This is a genomic window from Paraburkholderia sp. RL17-381-BIF-C (assembly GCF_046026435.1).
In the GTDB taxonomy this organism is placed as follows: domain Bacteria; phylum Pseudomonadota; class Gammaproteobacteria; order Burkholderiales; family Burkholderiaceae; genus Paraburkholderia.
The window spans coordinates 1-19,905 of the sequence record NZ_JARESX010000079.1; the positions used below are offsets into that span (position 1 = coordinate 1).

Genomic DNA, 19,905 nt, shown 5'->3' on the forward strand with positions numbered 1-19,905 from the left:
GAGCATCGCTGAGGGCCCCGGGTAGCGTTCGATCCATCGCAGCGCAGGAGTCGCGTAGCGCACGCGGATCGCATCTCGCGTCACGACATAGGTAATGCCGATTCCGAAGGCGGCGCCCACCAGCAAATCGGTTGGGTAGTGAAAGCCCAGGTAGGCGCGCGGAACGCAAATGAACAGCACGGTATAGGAAAGCGCCAGCACACCGATACCCCGCCACACGAGGAAGATACCGGTGGCGACCGCCATCCATAGCATCGCGTGATCGCTCGGGAAGGAACTCCAACTTGTCAGCCGTGCGTCATTGAGAGCGCTACCTGCAAAGTGCAGATGCAGTTCGTCGCTATAGATAGGGCGCACCCTGAACGGCAACCAGTGAGTCAGCAGCCTTCCGACGAAGAGCGCCATGACGCTACTGAGAAGCGTCGCGATCACCATTTCTCGCCGCCATTCGCGGCGCTCGTCCTGCTGAAACCACATCCACCACAGCACGGGAATGAGGACGAGGCCTTTGAAAGTGTAAAGGTCGGCGATGACTTCTATGGATTGGGTCGCGAAATGACCGAAGTGTAAGTTGGACAGATATGTTTCAACAGATGAATCGAAGCTGTTCATTATTTCGTAAGAAAGTTTAGCCAGTCGCATCGGGGTTAGCATAGGCCATAAGATGCGCTGCATTATTTGGCGCTTACTTCCACTGACAACTTTTACGGTGCAATCTCGACCCCGTGAACGCTTGATTGCCAAGACGGTATCTGCACCAAGGTCCGGCCGGTTGAGGTATCTGTTTCCGGGAAGCCCACCCAGGGGGAACCCCCAGAGCAACGAGGCGTCCCTCAACAGCCCGTCCAGTCACGGTTTCAGCATTCGCCCTACAAGATCGTTACCCTCGGGATAACAGACGCGTCCCCAAGGTGATTGAACCGCCATGTCCCGCTCCCTAGACTCGCTTCATGTCTAGAGCGAGATCACACATGTCCAGTCAAAGTGCGCATCAATCCCGCTGGGCCACGCGCCGCGAGGAAAAGCATCGCCGCCTCGCGAGCGTCGCCTCGATTGCGGATGGCGTCATCCTCCCCACCGATCGTATCGTCGACGTCCTGCAGAGGCTTATCGCGCCCGGTGATCGCGTCGTCGTCGAGGGTAATAACCAGAAACAGGCCGACTTTCTGTCACGCTCGCTTGCCAAGGTCGATTCGGGCATCGTCAACGGTCTGCACCTGATCATCCCGAGCGTGAGCCGCGCCGAACATCTCGATCTCTTCGAGCGCGGCATTGCGAAAAAGCTCGACTTCGCATTTGCCGGCGCGCAAAGCCTGCGTATCTCGCAGTTCCTGCAGGATGGCATCCTCGAAATCGGCGCGATCCACACCTACATCGAACTCTATGGGCGGCTCTATGTCGATCTGACACCGAACGTCGTACTGGTGGCCGGCTATAAGGCGGATCGGCAAGGCAATCTATACACTGGCTCCAGCACCGAAGACACGCCCGCGCTCGTCGAAGCCGCCGCGTTTCGCGACGGCATCGTGATCGCGCAGGTCAATGAAATCGTCGATGCCCCGAAAGACCTGCCGCGCGTGGATATCCCCGGTTCGTGGATCGACTTCGTGGTCGAGGCGGATAAGCCGTTCTTCATCGAACCGCTCTTCACTCGCGATCCGCGTCTCATCACGCCGATTCACGTGCTGATGGCGATGATGGCGATTCGCGGCATTTACGAGCGGCACCAGGTGCAGTCACTCAACCACGGTATCGGCTTCAACACGGCGGCGATCGAACTCATTCTGCCGACGTACGGTGAAAAGCTCGGCCTCAAGGGCAAGATCTGCCGCCACTGGACGCTGAATCCGCATCCCACCCTGATCCCCGCGATCGAAACCGGCTGGGTCGAAAGCGTGCATTGCTTTGGCGGCGAGTTGGGTATGGACGCCTACGTCGCGCAACGGCCGGACATCTTTTTCACGGGCCGCGACGGTTCGATGCGCTCCAACCGTGCGATGTGCCAACTCGCGGGACAGTACGCGGTCGACATGTTCATCGGTTCGACGTTGCAGATGGACGGCGCGGGCAACTCGTCGACGGTGACGCATGGCCGCCTCGCCGGCTTCGGCGGCGCACCGAACATGGGGCACGATCCGCACGGCCGGCGCCATGCGACACCCGCATGGCTCGATCTGCTGCAGACCGACAGCCCGCTCGAACGCGGGCGCAAGCTCGTCGTGCAGACAGTCGAAACCTTTCAGGCAGGCGGCCAGCCAAGCATCGTCGAATCGCTCGACGCAGTCGACGTGGGCCGCGAGTCGGGCATGCCGCTCGCGCCCATCATGATCTATGGCGACGACGTCACCCACGCGCTGACGGAAGAAGGCATCGCCTATCTCTACAAGGCCCGCTCGCTCGAACACCGCAAGGAGATGATCGCCGCGGTTTCCGGCGTCACGCCCGTCGGCCTGACGAGCAGCCCCGACAAGCTCGCGGCGCTGCGGCGTGACGGCTTTGTCGCGCTGCCCGAAGATCTCGGCATTCACCGCAGCGAAGCGAACCGGTCGCTGCTGGCGGCGAAGAGCATGGCCGATCTCGTCGACTGGTCGGACGGTCTGTACGAGCCGCCTGCACGCTTTCGGAGCTGGTGATGCGCGAGAACCTTGCAACGGCTCTCGCGACGGTTCGCGAACCGCAAGCCAAAGCGTCTGACTGGTTCGCCAAACGTCTAGGCGCGCACGTCACAGCAGCGCTGATCGACGAAGTCACGCTCGCGCCGAAGCCTGGACTCGTCGATCCGCGCAGCCGCGGCGCGCATCACGATCTCGACTGGCACCTGATGTGCGTCTCGGCCCGGACGTTGGAGCCGATCTTCACCGACATGGCGCGCGCGGGCACCGAAACCCGGCCCATGCTGGCGCTTCGCGAGCGGATCGGCGCACTCGGCCGCGAAGGTGAAGCGCGCATGCTGACGGCGACGAATGGCGTGAACACGCATCGCGGCGCGATTTGGGCGCTCGGACTGCTGGTGACGGCCGCCGCGCGCGAACCGGCCGACCTGTCGTGCGATCGTGTGGCCGCGCGCGCCGGATCGATCGCGCGCCTGCCCGACCGCCACACGCCCGCGCTGACCGGTCATAAAGGCGAGCAGGCCTGCATCGATTACAACGTCGGCGGCGCGCGGGGGCAGGCGCATGCGGACTTTCCGCACGTGGTCGAGGTGGCGCTGCCCGAACTTGCGCGCTCACGCCTGCGCGGCGAGAGCGAAACAGCCGCCCGGCTGAACGCCCTGCTCGCGGTCATGTCATGTCTCGACGACACCTGCGTGCTCGCGCGCGGCGGCCGCGGCGCGCTCGCCGAGACGCAAAGCGGCGCGCGGCGAGTGCTGGAGCACGGCGGCGCCGCGACGCTCGCGGGCCGCCGTCATCTGAAGATGCTCGACGCACGGCTCGTCGAACGCCATGTCTCGCCCGGCGGCGCAGCCGATCTGCTTGCCGCCGCCCTATTTCTAGACAGGCTTCAGAGCGAAGCGCGTCACACGACGAAAGCATAGGAAACCAAATGGAAAACATCGTCCTTGAATTCCCGGCGGGCCGGGCCGCCCGGGGCCGAGCGCTCGCCGGCGTAGTCGCGTCGGGCGATCTCGAAGTGCTGCTCGAAGCGCACGACGCCCCTCGCACCGTGGTGAACATCACTACTTCGGTGGACGGCATGGGCCGCGTCTGGGAAGCCGTGCTCACGCGCATCTTTCGCGACGGCTCGCTGCCAGCGGCGAGGCTCGAGATCAATGATTTTGGTGCGACGCCAGGCGTCGTGCGCATGCGGATCGGACAGGTATTCGAAGAGCTGACCCGGACAGGCGGAGCGTAAAGACCATGAATACAGAAGAAATGCTCGAGCGCGAAAGCTTCATTGAACTGAGTGCGCGCGAGCGCGCGAAGAAGTTGCTCGACGAAGGCACGTTCACTGAATTGCTCGACCCGTTCCAGCGCATCAGGTCGCCATGGCTCGCGCGTCAGGGCATCGTGACTCAGGCTGACGACGGCACCGTCGTCGCAAAAGGAACGATCGACGGCCAGCCCGCCGTCGTGCTGGGCATCGACGCAGGATTTCAGGGCGGCAGCATGGGCGAGGTGTCCGCGGCGAAAATCGCCGGCAGCCTCGAACTCGCGGCGGAAGACAACCGCAACGGCATTCCGACGCGTGCCGTGATTCTTTTCGAAACGGGCGGCGTGCGCTTGCAGGAGGCCAACCTCGGGCTCGCGGCCATCGCCGAGATCCATGCGGGGATCGTCGATTTGCGGCGCTATCAGCCGGTGATCGGGATCACGGCGGGGCCGATCGGATGCTACGGAGGCATGTCGATCGCCGCGGGTCTTTGCAGTTGCCTGATCGCGACGCGTGAAGCGCGCCTCGGCCTGAACGGACCTGCCGTGATCGAGCAGGAAGCGGGCATCGCGGAGTTTGATTCGCGCGACCGGCCGATGATCTGGAGCTTCACGGGGGGTGAACAGCGATATCGCACAGGGCTCGTGGATGTATACGTCGGCGACGATACCGATGCGATCCGCGCCGCTGTGATTGCACGCTTTCGCGCAGGACGTCCGCACGCATGTCGCAGCGAACAGGTCACGGGCTTTCTGCAACGGCTCTCCGAAATCAATCCGGACGAGCAGGCCAGCCCGGAAGCGGCGGCCGCCCTCTATGGCAAGGGGTTCCAGTCATGAGCACAAAAGAGCTTTCGAAGCGCGGCGCCGTCTGGCTGGATGCGCTCACCTACAGTGCACCATTGCGGCCAGGCTACCCGCCTTCGGTGCGGGTCGTCGACGCACGGCTCGGCGAAGACCCGGCGCGTTTCGTTGCTGTCGTGCCGGACCCGGACAATCCGTTCGCGCGCGCACGCAGCGGCGAGGTCGGTCTCGTCGAAGGATGGGAAATCGCGCGAGCGGTGCGCGAAGTTGTCGATGCCGATGCCGAACGCCGCGAGAAGCGCGCGATCGTCGCGGTGATCGACGTCGCAAGTCAGGCCTATGGACGGCGCGAGGAAGCCTACGGCATCCATCAGGCCCTGGCCGGTGCCGCCGACGCATACGCAAGCGCGCGCCTTGCCGGCCATCCGGTGATCGGGCTGATCGTCGGCCGGGCAATGTCGGGCGCTTTTCTGGCGCACGGCTATCAGGCCAATCGCCTCATCGCGCTCGCCGATCCGCAGGTCATGGTCCATGCGATGGGCAAGGAATCCGCCGCACGCGTCACGTTGCGCTCGGTCGCCGATCTCGAAGCGTTCACGGCCCGCGTCCCGCCGATGGCCTACGACATCGACAGCTATGCGTCGCTCGGCTTGCTGTGGAAGCTGTTGAAGGTGACCAACCCCGATGCGCCGACCGGCGCCGATCAATCCATCGTCGAAAAGGCGCTGCATGCCGCGTTCGACGATATTCGCGCCGACCCGTCGCGCGGTCTGGGCAGCCGGCTCGGCAGCGAGCACCGCGCGGCGTCGGTGCAAGTGAGGCAGAAGCTGCGCGAACAATGGCACTGAACTCGCCGCGACGCGAGCCCTGATGCGCCGTGGCTCACGGCACATACCAACCCGGCGGACCCCAAGCCGATAAAGCAAATACTGGAGACACGACATGATTATCTACGGCACTGCACTGCTGGCGTTCTGCCATCTGGCGGGACTTTTTCTCGGCGACCTGCTCGGGGTCGCGATCGGCGTGAAAACGAATGTCGGCGGCGTTGGCATCGCCATGTTGCTGCTGATCTTCCTGCGCCTCTATCTGCACAAGAAGGGCCTGCTGCCGAAGGAAACGGAAGCGGGCGTGGGCTTCTGGGGCGCCATGTACATCCCCGTCGTCGTGGCAATGGCCGCCAATCAGAACGTCGTGGCCGCGCTCAAGGGCGGCCCAGTCGCGCTGCTTTCGGCGTTGGGCGCCGCCGCCGTCTGTGCCTGCTGCATTGCCGTTCTTTCCCGCACCGGTCGCGACAGCACGTCGTTCGTGAACGCGCCGCATCTCGAAGAAATCTGAAGCAGGGGTCCACCATGTTGCATATGCTCGATAAAGTATTGATCCAGAACGGCCTCGTCGCTTCGTTCGCGCTGGTGGGGCTCATCATGTGGGTGTCGTCGCTGATTTCGCGCAAGCTGACATTTGGACGCGTGCACGGCTCGGCCATTGCTATCGTGATTGGCCTCGTACTGGCTTATTTCGGCGGCATCCTCACGGGCGGACAAAAAGGACTCGCCGACCTTCCTCTCTTCACCGGCGTCGGCCTGATGGGCGGCGCGATGCTGCGTGATTTCGCCATTGTCGCGACCGCGTTCGAGGTGCAGGCAACGGAAGCCCGCAAGGCAGGACTCATCGGCGTGGTGTCGCTGCTGCTCGGCACCGTGCTGCCGTTCATCGTCGGCGCGAGCATCGCTCATGCATTCGGCTACACCGACGCCGTAAGCATGACGACCATCGGCGCGGGCGCCGTCACGTATATCGTAGGGCCGGTGACCGGCGCGGCCATCGGAGCAAGCTCCGACGTGATTGCACTCAGCATCGCAACGGGGCTGATCAAGGCGATCATCGTGATGATCGGCACGCCGCTCGCCGCCGGCTTCATGGGACTGAAGACACCGCGCTCGGCAATGATCTTCGGCGGGCTCGCCGGCACGGTCAGCGGCGTGAGCGCGGGACTGGCCGCTACGGATCGCCGCCTCGTTCCCTACGGCGCGCTGATCGCCACGTTTCACACAGGCGTCGGCTGCCTGCTCGGACCGTCCCTGCTCTACTTCGCGACCAAAGCGCTGGTCGGCGCTTGAGTGCGGCGATCTCCGCCTGCGCCGCGTGAAGGAGCAGACCATGTCACCCGCATCATGAGCGTACTGTTCACGTTTCCGGGCCAGGGTGCCCAGCGCACCGGTATGCTGCACACGCTGCCGGATCACCCCGAGGCCGCTCATGCGCTCGAAGAGGCCAGCGATTCGCTGGGCTACGACGCCCTGTCGCTGGACGATTCGAACGCGTTGCGCTCCACTATCGCGGTTCAACTGTGCCTGCTGATTGCAGGCGTCGCACAGGCACGGGTAGTCTGCGCTCACGGTCAGGCGCCCGATATCGTCACCGGTCTGTCGATCGGCGCGTATCCAGCCGCCGTCATCGCCGGCGCGCTCGACTACGCCGACGCTGTCAGGCTCGTCTCGTTGCGCGGACGGTTGATGGAACGAGCCTTCCCGCACGGATATGGGATGACTGCCATCGTGGGCATGACGCAGCGCGCGCTCGAACGCTTGATCACGGAAGTGAACAGTGCCGCCATGCCGGTCTTTCTGGCAAACATCAACGCACAGACGCAGATGGTGGTGGCGGGCAGCGATGCGGCCATGCAACGTCTCGCCACGCTGGCGCTCAAATGCGGAGCGCAACGTTGCGAGCGTCTGGACGTAGCGGTGCCTTCGCATTGCGCATTGCTCGACGCACCCGCGGCCGCGCTCGCCGACGCCTTCGGCCAGGTCGCCATGCGTGCGCCCGGGATCGTCTATCTGAGCAGCAGCATGGCGCGCCCGCTCTTCGACGGGCCACGCATCGCGTCGGATCTGGCAACCAATATGGCGCGGCAGGTGCGCTGGCATGACACGGTGAGGCTTGCGTGGGAACGAGGCGCGCGTCTGGCCGTCGAGATGCCGCCTGCTAACGTGCTGACCCGCTTGAGCAGCGCGATCTTCACGGAGGGCATCGCCGTGAGTTGCAGCGAGACCGCGCTACCGGACCTGAGCGCGTTGATCGAACGGGAAAGGCTGAGCGAATGAGGCGACAACCTCAGCCGACGCTTCTCGTACGAAGACGGCAGACGGCCATGAGCGCCAGCAGGTTCGGATCGCGCTCACGGGCGCGCAGAAAGCTGACACCGATCGTCTGGCGCATCAGGTATTGCGGCTTGAGAGGAATGAATTGCACCTTGTCACCGAACACGCCGCGCACGCGGCCCGGCAATAGCGTATAGCCGACCCCGCCGCTCACGAGGTTCATCAGCGAAAAAATATCGCCGACTCGCATCGTCACGTTCGGAGTGAAGTCCGCGACGCGGAAGGCCTCCAGAAATCCGTGATACGTCACGAACCCCTCGCCGAGCGAAACGAATGTTTCATCGCGGCAGTCCCGCAAATCGACGGCTTCCTGATGCGCGTACGGCGACCCAGCGGGCGCCGCGAAAAAAATGTCGTCTTCGAACAGCGGGATGGATTCGACTTCGGGTTCGGCATCCGGCAAGGCCATCAACGCCGCATCGACCGCGCCTTGCTTCAGCTTGTCGAGCAACTCGGCATTCGACCCGAGCGCGAGTTCGACCTGAAGCGTAGGCCGGCGCACCTTGATGTCGATGACGATGCCGGGCACAGTCCTGATGGTCAGCGAGTAAAGCGAGCCGATCTTTAGCCGATCCGATGAATAGCCGGCGGCTTCACGCGTCGCGCGAATACCATCGGACATCAGCGTGAGCACCTCTTGCGCCACATCGGCGAGCATTTGCGCCGCCTCCGTCGACTTGAGATTGCGGCCTTCATGCCTGAACAGCGCGCATCGCACGCCCTGTTCGAGCGAATGCAGCGCGCGATGCACGCTCACCGTGCTCACGTTCAGCGCCTCTGCCGCCTTCGAGAGGTTTCCCGTCTCCATAAATGCGAGCAGGACTTCCAGCTTGCGAAAGGTGATCTCGTCGTCAATTCGGTCGCGCATCTCGATTCACGGCATGGTCATAATTGTCGATTATCGACGCGTGAGCCCGCTCGACAAATAGCGATAACCCCGCATGCTTCGCGACGAACGGGCACGGAACAGGCGGCGATCGTCGGATCATGCCGCCTGTCGCGGAGATGCGAACGTCATTCTGCCCACTCGAGGGCTGCGCAATCGCCTGGTGGGGTGCAGAGCCTCCTCATTCAGAGGCCTGGCGCTAGAATGCCTCGCGCCGTTGTACGGGCCAAGCAACACTACATAGCGAACCGGCGGGCTGAATGAAGGCCCCGAATCGGCGCAGTTGCGAGGCCCGCCTAGAACGCGCCGCTGCGCACGTCTCCACCCATACGATAGTCCCGGTTACTCTGCTCCGGATTCCGGTTCACGAGCGGTCGCGCATAGAGCGGATGCCGCAAACTGCGAACCTCATGTTCGAGCCTGAAGCAATGCGCACCGCTCGCGAGATCGATGAGATCGGCGAAGCGATATTGATGAGGCTCTTCGCCATAGGCCAGCCCGCGCGCTGCGAGCCGTGCATACGGTTCGGAGAATTGGGCCGCATAGATCTGGAGGTGGTGCCCGTCATAGTCCGGGCTTGCATCAGGTGTTTCCGCGTAGATAAGTTGCTGATGCGTGCCGACCGCGATCACCGCCTGCTGCGAACCATTGTGATCGCGCACGTCGACGGACGCATCGAGCAACTCACGATAGAACCCCGCAATCGGCGCCGCACAACCGATGGGCACATCGAGTCGCACATAAGCGATGCCGAGATCGATGCCCGACCACGGCGCGCGCGCTGGGTACGCGGGCGGATCAAGGCAGTCGTACCGGTTTCCCCATGGGCAGGTGACCTCTATGCAGTCGGCCCGCTCGCTCCATCCAAAGCTAGTCCCTTCAAGCACTGACTGAACTGCGCGCAATCGTTCGATCAACGACTGCCGCGTGCCCACGATCAAACCGACCCGCCCACGCAGGCGTTGTGCGGCGCCGTGCGGCAAGTGAATCTGAGAACGACCGATGTTGATCCACATATTGCTTACGCCGGTCATCAAGAAGGGATCGCGGGTGAGTCCAAGTCCGCTGACATAGAAAGCAGTCGCAAGGCGCTGGTCCGGTATCGTGAGGTTGACATGTTCGAGCAGGACCAGATTGCCCGTGTCTTCGCGTGCGTAATCGAAACGTTCCATCTGATTGCCTTCGAAGCTCCATGGTTTAGGATGCATCAATCCTTGACTAGGGGGCTCATGCGACGTTCTTTGTCGCACGACCGTCTTCGCGCAATTCAATGCGCCTGCGATCCCCAAGAATCAAAATATACGATGCCCCGCTCCGCAAAGCCACTGCGCTGATTCACACGAGCCCCAAATGAACCAACCGATCAGCGCAAGAACAAGCGGAGCCCAACCTATCGCCGCGAGCGGTAGAAAGCGAACGTCTGTCGCAACCCGTCTTCCAGCGACGTAGCGGGCAAACCCGGAAGCAGACGGCCGAGCGCCGGATCGCTCGGGAATTCGGTGGCGATGGGCAATGGCGGCCCGGCACTATCGAGGCGGGCGCCGGGCGCCAACGCGGACAGCCGCTCGATCACCGTATCGACGGCGGCGATCTCCCCTGCGAGGGTGAACACGTGTGCCCCTTGCGCCGGCGCGAAGAGTGCAGCTTCGTACGCTGCGGCGATATCGTCGGCAAATACGAGGCCGGTCGATCCCGTGAACGGAATCGTGTACGCCTCGCCGCGAGCCGCCGCGCGGCACGCGAGACTCGGGCCCGCACTCGAGCCGGTTTCCCGTCCCGCACCATACACAACGAGTGGCCGGAAGCCAATGCTGGCGAGGCCGCAGTCGTTCCAATACGCTCGCGCCGAGCCTTCGCAGGCCAGCTTGAACGCGCCGTAGTGCGTTTCGGGATGGGGCAACGCGCCGTCGTCGGGGCCGAAAACGCCTGCGCTGCTGGCATAAAGCACGCTGCGCACACCCACCGCGCGCGCGGCGTTGAAAACGTTCAGCGTACCGATCAGATTGATTTGCGCGCCGCGTACGGGGTCGCTCGCGCAACTGGGCGTGAGCACACCTGCCAGATGAATGACACCATCGCACCCCTCCAGCGCGTGGGTCACGTCGCCCGCGACAGCAATGTCGCCCGTCATCCATTCGACTTCACCTGCCTGATCGGGCGCGAGCTCGCCCAGCAAGCGCGCATCGCGGCGCAGGTCGAACGCCCGCACGCCAACACCGCGCGCCAGTAGACGGCGCATGATCCATGCAGCAAGAAAACCGCTCCCGCCCGTCACCAATATCCGCATCGCTCGCTCCTCCTCTGCAGGGAAATATTTGATTTTCGAGTTTTTTGGAATACTATTCCATTAACAAAACTTGTTCTACACATTTCTGCACAAAGCAGACGGAGACACACGAGGCATGAACGAAGCAAGGCAAACACAATGGGACGAGGAAGTTGACCTGCTGGTCTTCGGTGCCGGCGCAGGCGGCATGACCGCCGCGCTGGTCGCGCATCACGAAGGCATCAAGGTTCTCGTGTGTGAAAAGACAGACGCCGTCGGCGGAATCACGTCCACCTCGGGCGGCACGACTTGGGTGCCAGGCACGCAATTGAGCGCGAGCGCGGGCGTGCCCGACAGCGTCGACGACGCGCGGCGTTTTCTCGCGTCGGTGGTCGGCGATCGCGGCGGCGACGAAGCGCGTGAGGCGTTTCTGGAAAGCGGGCCGATAGCGATCGACGAACTCCAGCGCATCAGCGAGGTGAAATTCGTCGCCGCGACCGCGCACCCGGATTACGTGACGGGGCCCGGCGCGGCCTTCGGTGGGCGCGCGCTCGCGCCGGTCGCGTTCGACGGACGCCTGCTCGGCGACGAATTCGTCCGTGTGAGACCGCCACGCAAAGAGTTCATGGGTCTCGGCGGCATGATGGTGGCGCGCACCGATCTCGACGCGCTGCTCGCGCCGCTCGCCTCCAGGAAGAACTTCTCGCGCACGCTGGCGGTGGTGGGCCGCTACGTGATGGACAGGCTGCGCTATCCACGCGGCACGCAGCTTGTCATGGGCAATGCGCTGGCCGCACGGCTCTTCTACAGCTTGCGCAAACAGAAAGTGGAAGTCCGCTTCGAAACACCGTTGATCGAACTGGTGATCGAGCAAGGCGAAGTCACCGGCGCCGTGGTCGAACAGAAAGGCGCTGGCCGTAAGCGTATTCGCGCGCGTCGCGGCGTGGTGCTTGCTACCGGCGGCATTACCCGCCATCCGGTTCTGCGCAAGCAACTGTTCCCCGCCGGCGCCCAACCCTTATCGCTTTCACCCGACACGCATACCGGCGACGGCGTAGGCAGTGCGCTCAAGATCAACGCGCAGCTCAATGATGGGCACGACAGTCCCGGCCTCTGGATGCCCTGCTCGATTTTGCGCTCACGCGACGGACAGGACAGTATCTGGCCGCACATCATTCTCGATCGGGCGAAACCAGGACTGATCGCGGTGAACAAGCTCGGCGAACGATTCGTCAACGAGTCGGACTCGTATCACGACTTCGTCATGGGCATGCTGCGCAGCGCGGGCAACGCTCAAAGCGCGCCTGCCCACCTGGTCGTGGATGCCGCCTTCATTCGCGACTACGGTCTCGGGCTGCTCATGCGCGAGCGAAGCCACAATCGTATCGCCAGTTTTGAGAAGGCGGGCTATCTGATCAAGGGCGGCACGCTGGCCGAACTCGCTGGAAAGCTAGGGGTCGACGCGGCGGGACTCGAGCGCACCGTCAGCATCTACAACCGCGACGCGGCGCAGGGTCTGGATCCCGCGTTTCACCGCGGCTCGAGCCCGATGAACCGTTTCAATGGAGATGCCGCCCAAACGCCGAATCCGTGCATTCGCCCGATCGGCCCGGGGCCGTACTACGCGGTGACGGTCTGGCCTGCCGATCTGGCCTGCAGCGCGGGTCTGGCCGGCAACGCCAACGGCCAGGTACTCGACAACGACGGCCATATCATTCCTGGCCTCTACGCATGCGGCAACGACCTCGCCTCGATATTTCGCGGCACCTACCCCGGCCCTGGGACCACGCTCGGACCCGCGATCGTATTTGGCTGGCGAGTCGCAAAGCATGCGGCACGCGCCGCGTCGGGTTCGGTTGCGCTGAAGCAGTCCGACGCAATCGCGCCGCCGCCGCGCGCGACTGTGTGAAACCGTTGGTGAATCTGTAAACAGGAAGACTTTTGGTGAGCGCCCTCTTGGCTCACCGACATGAACATGCCGCGAGCCGGGCGCCCCGCCCGGCTCCGCGCACGGTCACGCCGCCCGAGGCCGTCCTTTGCGCTTGGCCACGACGGGCCGCACATCGCTCGCCGCAGCAACGGGCACCACTTTCAGGCTGCGCTTGAAATACGGCGAACTGAGCGTGGCCGCTCCCATATCCGATGCCGCTTCGAGCAACGCAGGCGCAAGCTCCTTGAGCCGCGCATCCGGCAACCGGCTCGTCGGTCCCGCCAGACTCACCACGCCGACGACGAGGCCCGTCACTGGATGGCGGATCACCGCTGCCATCGAGGTCATGCCGACTTCATACGTATCGCTTGCGACGCCATAGCCGCGTTTGCGCGCGCCGGCCAGATCCTGAAGAAACTGCTGGATCGACTTCGGCGCTCTCGGCCCGGTCTGCCCCGCCTTGCCAATTCCTCCCTGGCGCGAAACCAGCTCGAGCGCCTCTTCGTCGCTCATGCTCGACAGCCACGCCTGCCCGCTCGCAGTGCAGTGAAGGGGCGGCTGACTGCCCATGTCCGGGTCATAGCGAAGACCGGAGCGAGCGCCCTGCGCTTTGCCGACAAACGTAATGTGATCGTCCTCGACCACACCGAGCCGCGCGAGTTCGCCCGAGGCCGACGCCAGCCGGTCGAGCACGGGCTGCGAAATATCGAGCACACCCCCGGTGGACAGCCACATCAATGCAAGCGAGACCAGCTTGAGCGCCAGCACATACTCGCCGTGCTCGTCCTGCCGCACATACCCTTCCTCGGTGAGCTCGGCCAGCAAGCGATGCGTGCCGCTGCGCGGGATATTCAGCGTGTCGGCGATCGCGGCCAGTTGCAAACTGCCGCCCTGTTTCGCGAGCAGTTCGATGATGGCCAATGCCCGCTCAAGATTCCCAGCCATGGATTGCACTCTCAATTCGACTTAGATACCGAATGAGAACACGATTCCACACCGGAACTCAAGCGGATGCAAATCGCACTGCGGTTCGTGTCGATTGCCTAGTGGCTTGCGCTGCCTTCAACCCGCAGTACTGAGCCGCGATGTCGAGCGCCTTTGAGAAGCACCGCCGCGGCACCTACCGTTGCGGGAACCGCAAGCGCCGTGAGCACTTCACCGAAGCCCCAATTCGCGTGCAGCATGCTGGCGCCGAGCATCGCCCCTGCAATGCCGCCAAAGCGCCCAATGCCGAACATCCAGCTAGTGCCGGTGGCGCGCATGCGGGTCGGATAAGAACCAGCGGCCAAGGCGCAAAAGCCGGTGTTGGAGCCGTTCATGCAGTAGCCCATGCCGAACGCAAGCATGCCGATACCCGTGATTCCATGCCCCGGCAAACCCATGTACCACGCAAAGACACCCCCCACGAACACTGTTGCGCCCAACACGCGGTGGGGATTGAGGCGGTCCATCAGCCAGCCGATTGCGAGCGAGCCGATCGTGCCGCCCGCCTGAAACAGCGCGCCGACGATCGCCGCCTGCCCGAGCGTGAACCCCGCGCCCCGAATCAATGTTGGCAGCCAACTGCCCAACAGATAAACAGTCAGCAAGCCCGCGAAATAGCAGATCCACAACATCACCGTGCCGAATACGTAGTCGCGCGACAGGATCAGGCGCACCGGGCTGCGCTCGCGCTGCTGGGTGTCCTGTGCGACGAAACGCGTTGCTTCGTCCGCCATGTCCGGCTGGATGCGGTTCAGCACGCGCACGAGCCGCGCACGGCGCGTCTCCTTGAGCGACAGATAGCGCGCCGATTCGGGCAACCACTTGATCATCAGCGGAACATAGAGAATCGGCAGTACGCCTCCGAGTATCAACACCGAGTGCCAGCCGTAGGCCGCAATCAGCCAGGCGCTCACGAAGCCGCCGCCCGCGGCACCGAGCGTGAAGCCGCAAAACACAGTCGTCACCATCAGTGCGCGGCAGCGCTGCGGCGCGTACTCGGCCATCAATGTCGCCGCATTAGGCATGGAGGCACCGAGCCCGAGGCCGGTCAGAAAGCGCAGCACGGTCAACTCGGTCACGTTGCTCGCGAACGCCGAACCGAGGCTCCACACGCCGAAGAACAGCACGGCGATCGTCATGACCGTCTTGCGGCCGAAGCGGTCGGCAAGAGGTCCCGCGCACAGCGCGCCGAAAGCGAGCCCGAGCAGTCCGCCGCTCATGACGGGACCCAGCGCATCGCGTGGAATGGCCCACGCGCCCGATAGCGCCGGCGCGATGAAACCGATCATCACGGTATCGAGGCCATCGAGCGTGACGATGACCATGCACATCATCAGGACGAGAATCTGGAACCGTCCGACTGGCTGTTCGTCGAGAAGCTTTTGTACGTCGATGACAGCCGACGCCCGAGTTTTCGGCCCGTTGGGCTTGAGTGAAGCATTCATAGGTTGTCTCCGGATTGTTATTTGTTGTTGTCGATAAAGGATGCCAGTCCGAGCAGCATCTTGCGCGCGCTTCGACGGACTGCGTTTTACCCTGTCACGCGCATCAGTCCACCGCGTAAGCCCGGGCGAGCACGTTCAGCGTCGCCTCGCGCAGCTTGCGCGCACGTTCGAGCGCAGGCGCGGTTTTCGCCCATTGCTCCGTCGGCACTTCGATGCTGAGCGGCAAATGATCGGGAAGCGCGCGCAGGATGCCTACGAGATCGATCCCGCCTTCGCCCGGAATCATCCGCTCGCAGCGGGCCTGGAACAGCAGTGTCTCGAGGTCGGTCGGACGCTCTGCGGGCCCATCGCAAAACTGCACGTAACCAAAGTACTCGCGCGGCAGTGCAGCGAGTTCTGCAGTCGACGAACCGGCACGATCGAAGTGAAGCGGGTCGATGATGAGACCGGTATTGCTGCGGCCCGCTGCCTTGACGATGCGAGCGCCCTGCGTGATGTCCTTCGCATTCGTCCACGGCATCGGTTCGAGCGAGGGGGACAGTCCGAGCGGTTTCGCGAGATCGCAGAGTTGCGCGAGACGCTCCGCCGTGCGTGCTTCGTCGGGGTCGTTACCCGCCACAAGCACGTAGCGTGCGCCAAGTTCCGCCGCGGTCTCGAGCATGGGCTCGTAGTCTGTCACATCGGTGTCCGGCTTCAGGCGGAGAATCTCCACGTCGAGCACCTTGATGCCCGTGTCTCGCAAGCGTGCCAGCGTTTCACGTTTCAACGGCGTATCGCCGACGATCTCGTGCCGCACTTCCTGATCGGTGGCGGGCAACAGACGCAACCCGACGTAGTCATAGCCCGCCTGCGCCGCGCATTCCACCATTTGCGGCGGCGTCAGCTCAAGCACGGTCAGCGCCGAGAGAGAAAGCGCGCGAGCGTTGTGCTGTGTCATGTCGTTTCCTTCGGTTCGGTTAGTCATTTCATTGCAGAGCGTGTTCAGCGCAGCGGTGAAAACGGTGCCGGCACATAGATCGTCGATTCCATCGTAGTCAGATGCGCAGGACCGCCCTTGGGCGGCCAGACGCCGTCTTTCACCGCTTCGGCGCGAATCCGCGAACGTTCGTCGACGCCCGCATATGCCCAGATGTTCAGGAAGCGCGGCACCGTGCCATCGAGCGAATACATCGCACCGATTAGCGGCGAGCGCTGCGTGCGTTCAGGCAACGCCTTTTCCCACGCGTCGATGGTGTGCTGCAGGCTCGCGAGCTTCGTGCCGTAGACGCGCATCTCGTAGATGCCGCCGTGCACGGCAGGTTCGATCGGCGGCAGGAAGGGGAACAGCGCGTAGCTGTCGATCTTCACGTCGGTGACAAACTCGCCGCAACCGAACGGGTTGCCTTCGAGCAGCATGCGCTTGCGCTCGGTGATCAATGCGGCTTCCGATTCGAAGCCGCGCAACACCATCACTTGCCCCAGCGCGCCGATGTCCGAATACCAGCAGCCGAACAGTGTCGAGCCGGGCTGCTTGCCGCTTGACCTGATGCTTTCGAAAACCTGCGGATTCGAGCCTATTTTCACGGTGAGCGTCACTACGTCGTAGAGAGTCATTGCATTTGTCCTTGCGCATGATGTGAGGATTCTTCAACCGACTCCGTCTGATTCAGACCGGAGAGAGAAAGGCCCGCGAGATAACCGAAGGTCATCGCGGGGCCGAGCGTAATGCCGCCAGCCGGGTAACAGCCGCCCATCACGCTGGCGCTGTCATTGCCGACGGCGTAGAGTCCGGCCACCGGCCGGTTCTCTTTGTCCAGAACGCGGGCGGCAGCATCGGTCGCGAGGCCGGCGAATGTGCCGAGGCTGCCGGGAAGCAGTTTGACCGCGTAGAACGGGCCGTTTTCGAGCGGCGCGACGCACGGATTCGGCTTGTGCCGGGCATCGCCCTGTACGCGGTTGTAGGGTGTGGAGCCGCGATGAAACTGCGGATCGGCGCCGTCCTTTGCATGCGTGTTGTAGGCCGCCACGGTGCTCGCGAGACCCTGTGGATCGATGCCACACTGTATTGCCAGCTCGGCGAGACTGCTCGCCCGCTTGAGATACCCCGTACGACGATACGGGCGACTCGGAAACGGAAACGGCTTCGACACGCCCAGACCGTAACGGCGCTGGAAACGATGGTCACACACCAGCCACGCGCACACTTCTTCGCCTGCCGGCGTCGTATCGAAGAGCGCGCTCATCAGGTCGTAATAGGACGACGCTTCATTGGCGAACCGTTTGCCTGCGCGCGTCACCGCGATCACACCCGGTTTGGCGCGTTCGATCAGATGCGGGAATGCAACGGCAGGCCGGCCATTTCGCTGCGGCACGAGCGACACAGGCGCCCACGCCGCGGGCGCTTCAAGCGCGCCATCGAAATGCCCGCCAATCGCCTCGCCCATGCGAATGCCGTCGCCCGTATTCGAGCGTGGCGCGGCCGACCAATGCTCACGTCCCGACGGCGTGTAAGCGAAGGTTTGCGCGCGCCGCGCAGCGTCATGCGGATAGCCGCCGCAGGCCAGGACGACGCCGCGCAAAGCTCGCACCTCGTTGGCGACACCGTCGATCTCGACGCGTGCGCCCACCACGCGACCCGCCTCGCGAAGCAACCCTACGGCTTTCGCGTTCACGCGCAGATCGACGCCATGGTCCGCGGCCGACTTCAGCAGCCGCGCAACCAGCGCGTGCCCGTTGACCAGATGCATCGAGCGACCATAGCGAAGCTTATGCACGGCAAATGTCGCTAATCGCCGCGTGACATGCAGTGCGGAACGCAGAGAGCGGGTCGCGTTGAAGAAATGAGCGAGGTCACTACCCGAGGCGATCGCCATCCCCTTGAGCGTCGTGACGCCGAGCGGCGGTCGTAGCTTGTGGATCAACGGTCCCAGCTCGCGGCCGTCGAACGGCATCGCGCAGACCGAGCGGCCTCCGGTCCCAAAGCCCGGCGTGGTGTGGAAGTCTGGAATCCGGTTGCCGTCGACAAAACGCATCGACGTATGCTGCTCGAAGAACTCGACCATTCGCGGACCGTGCTCCAGCAGCGCGCCAATTCTGGCCGCATCGAAATGAGAGCCGAGTTCGTTGCGCAGATAGGTGCGCGGCGCATCCGCCGCCTCGGTGATCCCTGCGCGCACGGCGAGGGGGTTGCGTGGTATCCACATCCATCCGCCGGACCACGCCGTCGTGCCCCCGAAAACCGCCTCCTTCTCCGCAACGATCACGCGCAGTCCGCGCACAGCGGCGGTGACCGCAACGGCCAGACCACCCGCGCCTGAGCCCAACACCAGCACATCACATTCGAGCATCGGTTCACGCTTCATTGCCAACCCGTTTCGTCTCAGAAGGGATACCTCATTTATGTTGAATACTATTCCACTTTACTATTTTATTCAAACAGGACTTATCCCTACCCTGTCGCGACTCGTCCGGCTCCCGCTCGTCTGCTCCACGTTGACCTGTACGCTGCGGCGCATCCGGCCCGACAGGCATCGGCCACACATCGAATCAACTTTAATTGTTGAATACTATTCCACTAAAGATTAAAGTTCATCGAAACTGAGCAGCGTCGACGATCGCGGCGCCTTGATGGGAACGGACCGCGGTACTCGTTGCGCATGGGACACATAGACACCACAGGAGGTTGAACACAGCATGAGCCAGCAGAACCCATCTTCGTTTTCCCCGTCGCTCGATGAAGGCCTTAGCGGCGCGACGCGTATCTATTTCATTGTCGGCGACCCGATCGCCCAGGTCCGCTCGCCAGCCGGCGTCACGGGCGCATTGCGGGCAGCGGGGCGCGACGCGCTGGTGGTACCCGCCCACGTGGCGCCGGCCGATCTGCCCGCGTTCTTCGCGGGCGTCACGCCGATGCGCAACGTCGACGGCGTGATCATTACCGTGCCCCACAAGTTCAACGCGGCCGGGTACTGCGCGACGCTTTCCGACGAAGCGAGTTTCCTCGGCGCGGTCAATACGCTGCGTCGCACGCCCAACGGCGACTGGCACGGCGCCATGTTCGACGGCACAGGATTCGTGGCAGCGCTGACGAATGCGGGTTGTGATCTGACCGGCAAGCGCGCGTTGCTCGTGGGCGCAGGCGGGGCGGGATCGGCGATCGGTCACGCGCTAGTGAGTGCGGGACTGACATCGCTCGACATACGTGATAACGACGCGGGCCGTACGACGTCTCTGGTCGACCGGCTCAATGCGCTGCAACGCGGCAGGGTGCGTAGCGTCGCCGCCGATGTGCAAGCGCACACGTTCGACATCGTGGTCAACGCGTCGCCGCTCGGCATGCGTGCGGACGACCCATTGCCGATCGATGTGTCACGCCTTCGAGCCGGGACCTTCGTGGGCGATGTCGTGACCAAACCCCCGCTGACACCCTTGATCGAAGCAGCGCGCGCACGGGGATGCCAGACGGTGACAGGCACGCAGATGTTCGGCCGCGTCTGCGACCGTATGGTGGAGTTTTTGCTGGACGTGCCGCAATAAGTAAAACGCGCTGTGCAACGCGAAACCGCGTGTGCGCAGCGC

Annotated in this window: 19 protein-coding genes; 10 read left to right on the top strand and 9 right to left on the bottom strand. The window is 63.6% G+C overall.

Features of this window, described 5'->3' with window-relative positions:
• On the bottom strand, positions 1-612 hold a 612-nt coding region (locus tag P0D70_RS30925), incomplete at its 3' end, for a phosphatase PAP2 family protein (RefSeq protein WP_408187273.1).
• Positions 613-971: 359 nt separating this feature from the next.
• Between P0D70_RS30925 and mdcA the strand changes: the two genes are divergently transcribed.
• The 8 genes from mdcA to mdcH all read left to right on the top strand — a co-directional run bounded on the left by mdcA (position 972) and on the right by mdcH (position 7,780).
• Entirely contained in the window at positions 972-2,633 is a 1,662-nt protein-coding gene (gene mdcA / locus P0D70_RS30930) for a malonate decarboxylase subunit alpha (RefSeq protein WP_408187274.1), read from the top strand.
• Positions 2,633-3,535: a triphosphoribosyl-dephospho-CoA synthase gene (locus tag P0D70_RS30935; RefSeq protein ID WP_408187275.1), complete on the top strand. Its 903-nt coding sequence runs from the start codon at positions 2,633-2,635 to the stop codon at positions 3,533-3,535. The genes mdcA and P0D70_RS30935 overlap by 1 nt, the downstream gene beginning before the upstream one ends.
• 8 nt (positions 3,536-3,543) lie before the next feature.
• A complete protein-coding gene (locus P0D70_RS30940; protein WP_408187276.1) occupies positions 3,544-3,852 on the top strand; it encodes a malonate decarboxylase subunit delta in 309 nt (102 codons plus the stop codon).
• Positions 3,853-3,857: 5 nt separating this feature from the next.
• Positions 3,858-4,709, top strand: a complete 852-nt coding sequence (locus P0D70_RS30945; protein ID WP_408187277.1) for a biotin-independent malonate decarboxylase subunit beta — start codon at positions 3,858-3,860, stop codon at positions 4,707-4,709.
• Complete coding sequence (gene mdcE / locus P0D70_RS30950) at positions 4,706-5,521, top strand: biotin-independent malonate decarboxylase subunit gamma (RefSeq protein WP_408187278.1); 816 nt, start codon at positions 4,706-4,708, stop codon at positions 5,519-5,521. The genes P0D70_RS30945 and mdcE overlap by 4 nt, the downstream gene beginning before the upstream one ends.
• Positions 5,522-5,615: 94 nt before the next feature.
• Positions 5,616-6,011, top strand: coding sequence for a malonate transporter subunit MadL (gene madL, locus P0D70_RS30955; RefSeq protein ID WP_408187279.1), 396 nt, complete (start codon positions 5,616-5,618; stop codon positions 6,009-6,011).
• Positions 6,012-6,025: 14 nt separating this feature from the next.
• Positions 6,026-6,793 carry a malonate transporter subunit MadM gene (gene madM, locus P0D70_RS30960; protein WP_408187280.1) on the top strand — a complete coding sequence of 256 codons (768 nt, stop codon included), beginning with the start codon at positions 6,026-6,028 and terminating at the stop codon, positions 6,791-6,793.
• A gap of 54 nt (positions 6,794-6,847) precedes the next feature.
• On the top strand, positions 6,848-7,780 hold the full coding sequence (gene mdcH, locus P0D70_RS30965) for a malonate decarboxylase subunit epsilon (protein ID WP_408187281.1): 933 nt from the start codon (positions 6,848-6,850) through the stop codon (positions 7,778-7,780).
• Between the two features lie 10 nt (positions 7,781-7,790).
• Here the strand turns inward: mdcH and P0D70_RS30970 are convergent, their stop codons facing one another.
• The 3 genes from P0D70_RS30970 to P0D70_RS30980 all read right to left on the bottom strand — a co-directional run bounded on the left by P0D70_RS30970 (position 7,791) and on the right by P0D70_RS30980 (position 11,010).
• The gene (locus tag P0D70_RS30970) at positions 7,791-8,705 is read right to left on the bottom strand and encodes a LysR family transcriptional regulator (RefSeq protein WP_408187282.1); all 915 of its coding nucleotides are present in this window, start codon (positions 8,703-8,705) and stop codon (positions 7,791-7,793) included.
• A 314-nt stretch (positions 8,706-9,019) separates the two neighbouring features.
• On the bottom strand, positions 9,020-9,895 hold the full coding sequence (locus P0D70_RS30975) for a VOC family protein (protein ID WP_408187283.1): 876 nt from the start codon (positions 9,893-9,895) through the stop codon (positions 9,020-9,022).
• Between the two features lie 218 nt (positions 9,896-10,113).
• Positions 10,114-11,010, bottom strand: a complete 897-nt coding sequence (locus P0D70_RS30980; RefSeq protein ID WP_408187284.1) for an NAD-dependent epimerase/dehydratase family protein — start codon at positions 11,008-11,010, stop codon at positions 10,114-10,116.
• A gap of 115 nt (positions 11,011-11,125) precedes the next feature.
• Between P0D70_RS30980 and P0D70_RS30985 the strand changes: the two genes are divergently transcribed.
• Positions 11,126-12,898, top strand: coding sequence for an FAD-dependent oxidoreductase (locus P0D70_RS30985; RefSeq protein WP_408187285.1), 1,773 nt, complete (start codon positions 11,126-11,128; stop codon positions 12,896-12,898).
• Positions 12,899-13,003: 105 nt separating this feature from the next.
• Here the strand turns inward: P0D70_RS30985 and P0D70_RS30990 are convergent, their stop codons facing one another.
• The 5 genes from P0D70_RS30990 to P0D70_RS31010 form a co-directional block, all read right to left on the bottom strand.
• Positions 13,004-13,864 (bottom strand): IclR family transcriptional regulator, encoded by an 861-nt coding sequence (locus P0D70_RS30990; RefSeq protein WP_408187286.1) that lies wholly within the window; start codon positions 13,862-13,864, stop codon positions 13,004-13,006.
• Between the two features lie 98 nt (positions 13,865-13,962).
• Positions 13,963-15,348 (bottom strand): MFS transporter, encoded by a 1,386-nt coding sequence (locus tag P0D70_RS30995; protein WP_408187287.1) that lies wholly within the window; start codon positions 15,346-15,348, stop codon positions 13,963-13,965.
• Positions 15,349-15,451: 103 nt separating this feature from the next.
• Positions 15,452-16,285, bottom strand: coding sequence for a sugar phosphate isomerase/epimerase family protein (locus tag P0D70_RS31000; protein ID WP_408187288.1), 834 nt, complete (start codon positions 16,283-16,285; stop codon positions 15,452-15,454).
• 44 nt (positions 16,286-16,329) lie between these two features.
• Positions 16,330-16,941, bottom strand: coding sequence for an NIPSNAP family protein (locus tag P0D70_RS31005; RefSeq protein WP_091806593.1), 612 nt, complete (start codon positions 16,939-16,941; stop codon positions 16,330-16,332).
• Positions 16,938-18,689, bottom strand: a complete 1,752-nt coding sequence (locus tag P0D70_RS31010; RefSeq protein WP_408187289.1) for an FAD-dependent oxidoreductase — start codon at positions 18,687-18,689, stop codon at positions 16,938-16,940. Before P0D70_RS31010 ends, P0D70_RS31005 begins: the two co-directional genes overlap by 4 nt.
• 331 nt (positions 18,690-19,020) lie before the next feature.
• Here P0D70_RS31010 and P0D70_RS31015 point away from each other — a divergent pair, with 331 nt between their 5' ends.
• Positions 19,021-19,863 (top strand): shikimate dehydrogenase family protein, encoded by an 843-nt coding sequence (locus P0D70_RS31015; protein ID WP_408187290.1) that lies wholly within the window; start codon positions 19,021-19,023, stop codon positions 19,861-19,863.
• The last annotated feature ends 42 nt before the right edge of the window (positions 19,864-19,905 follow it).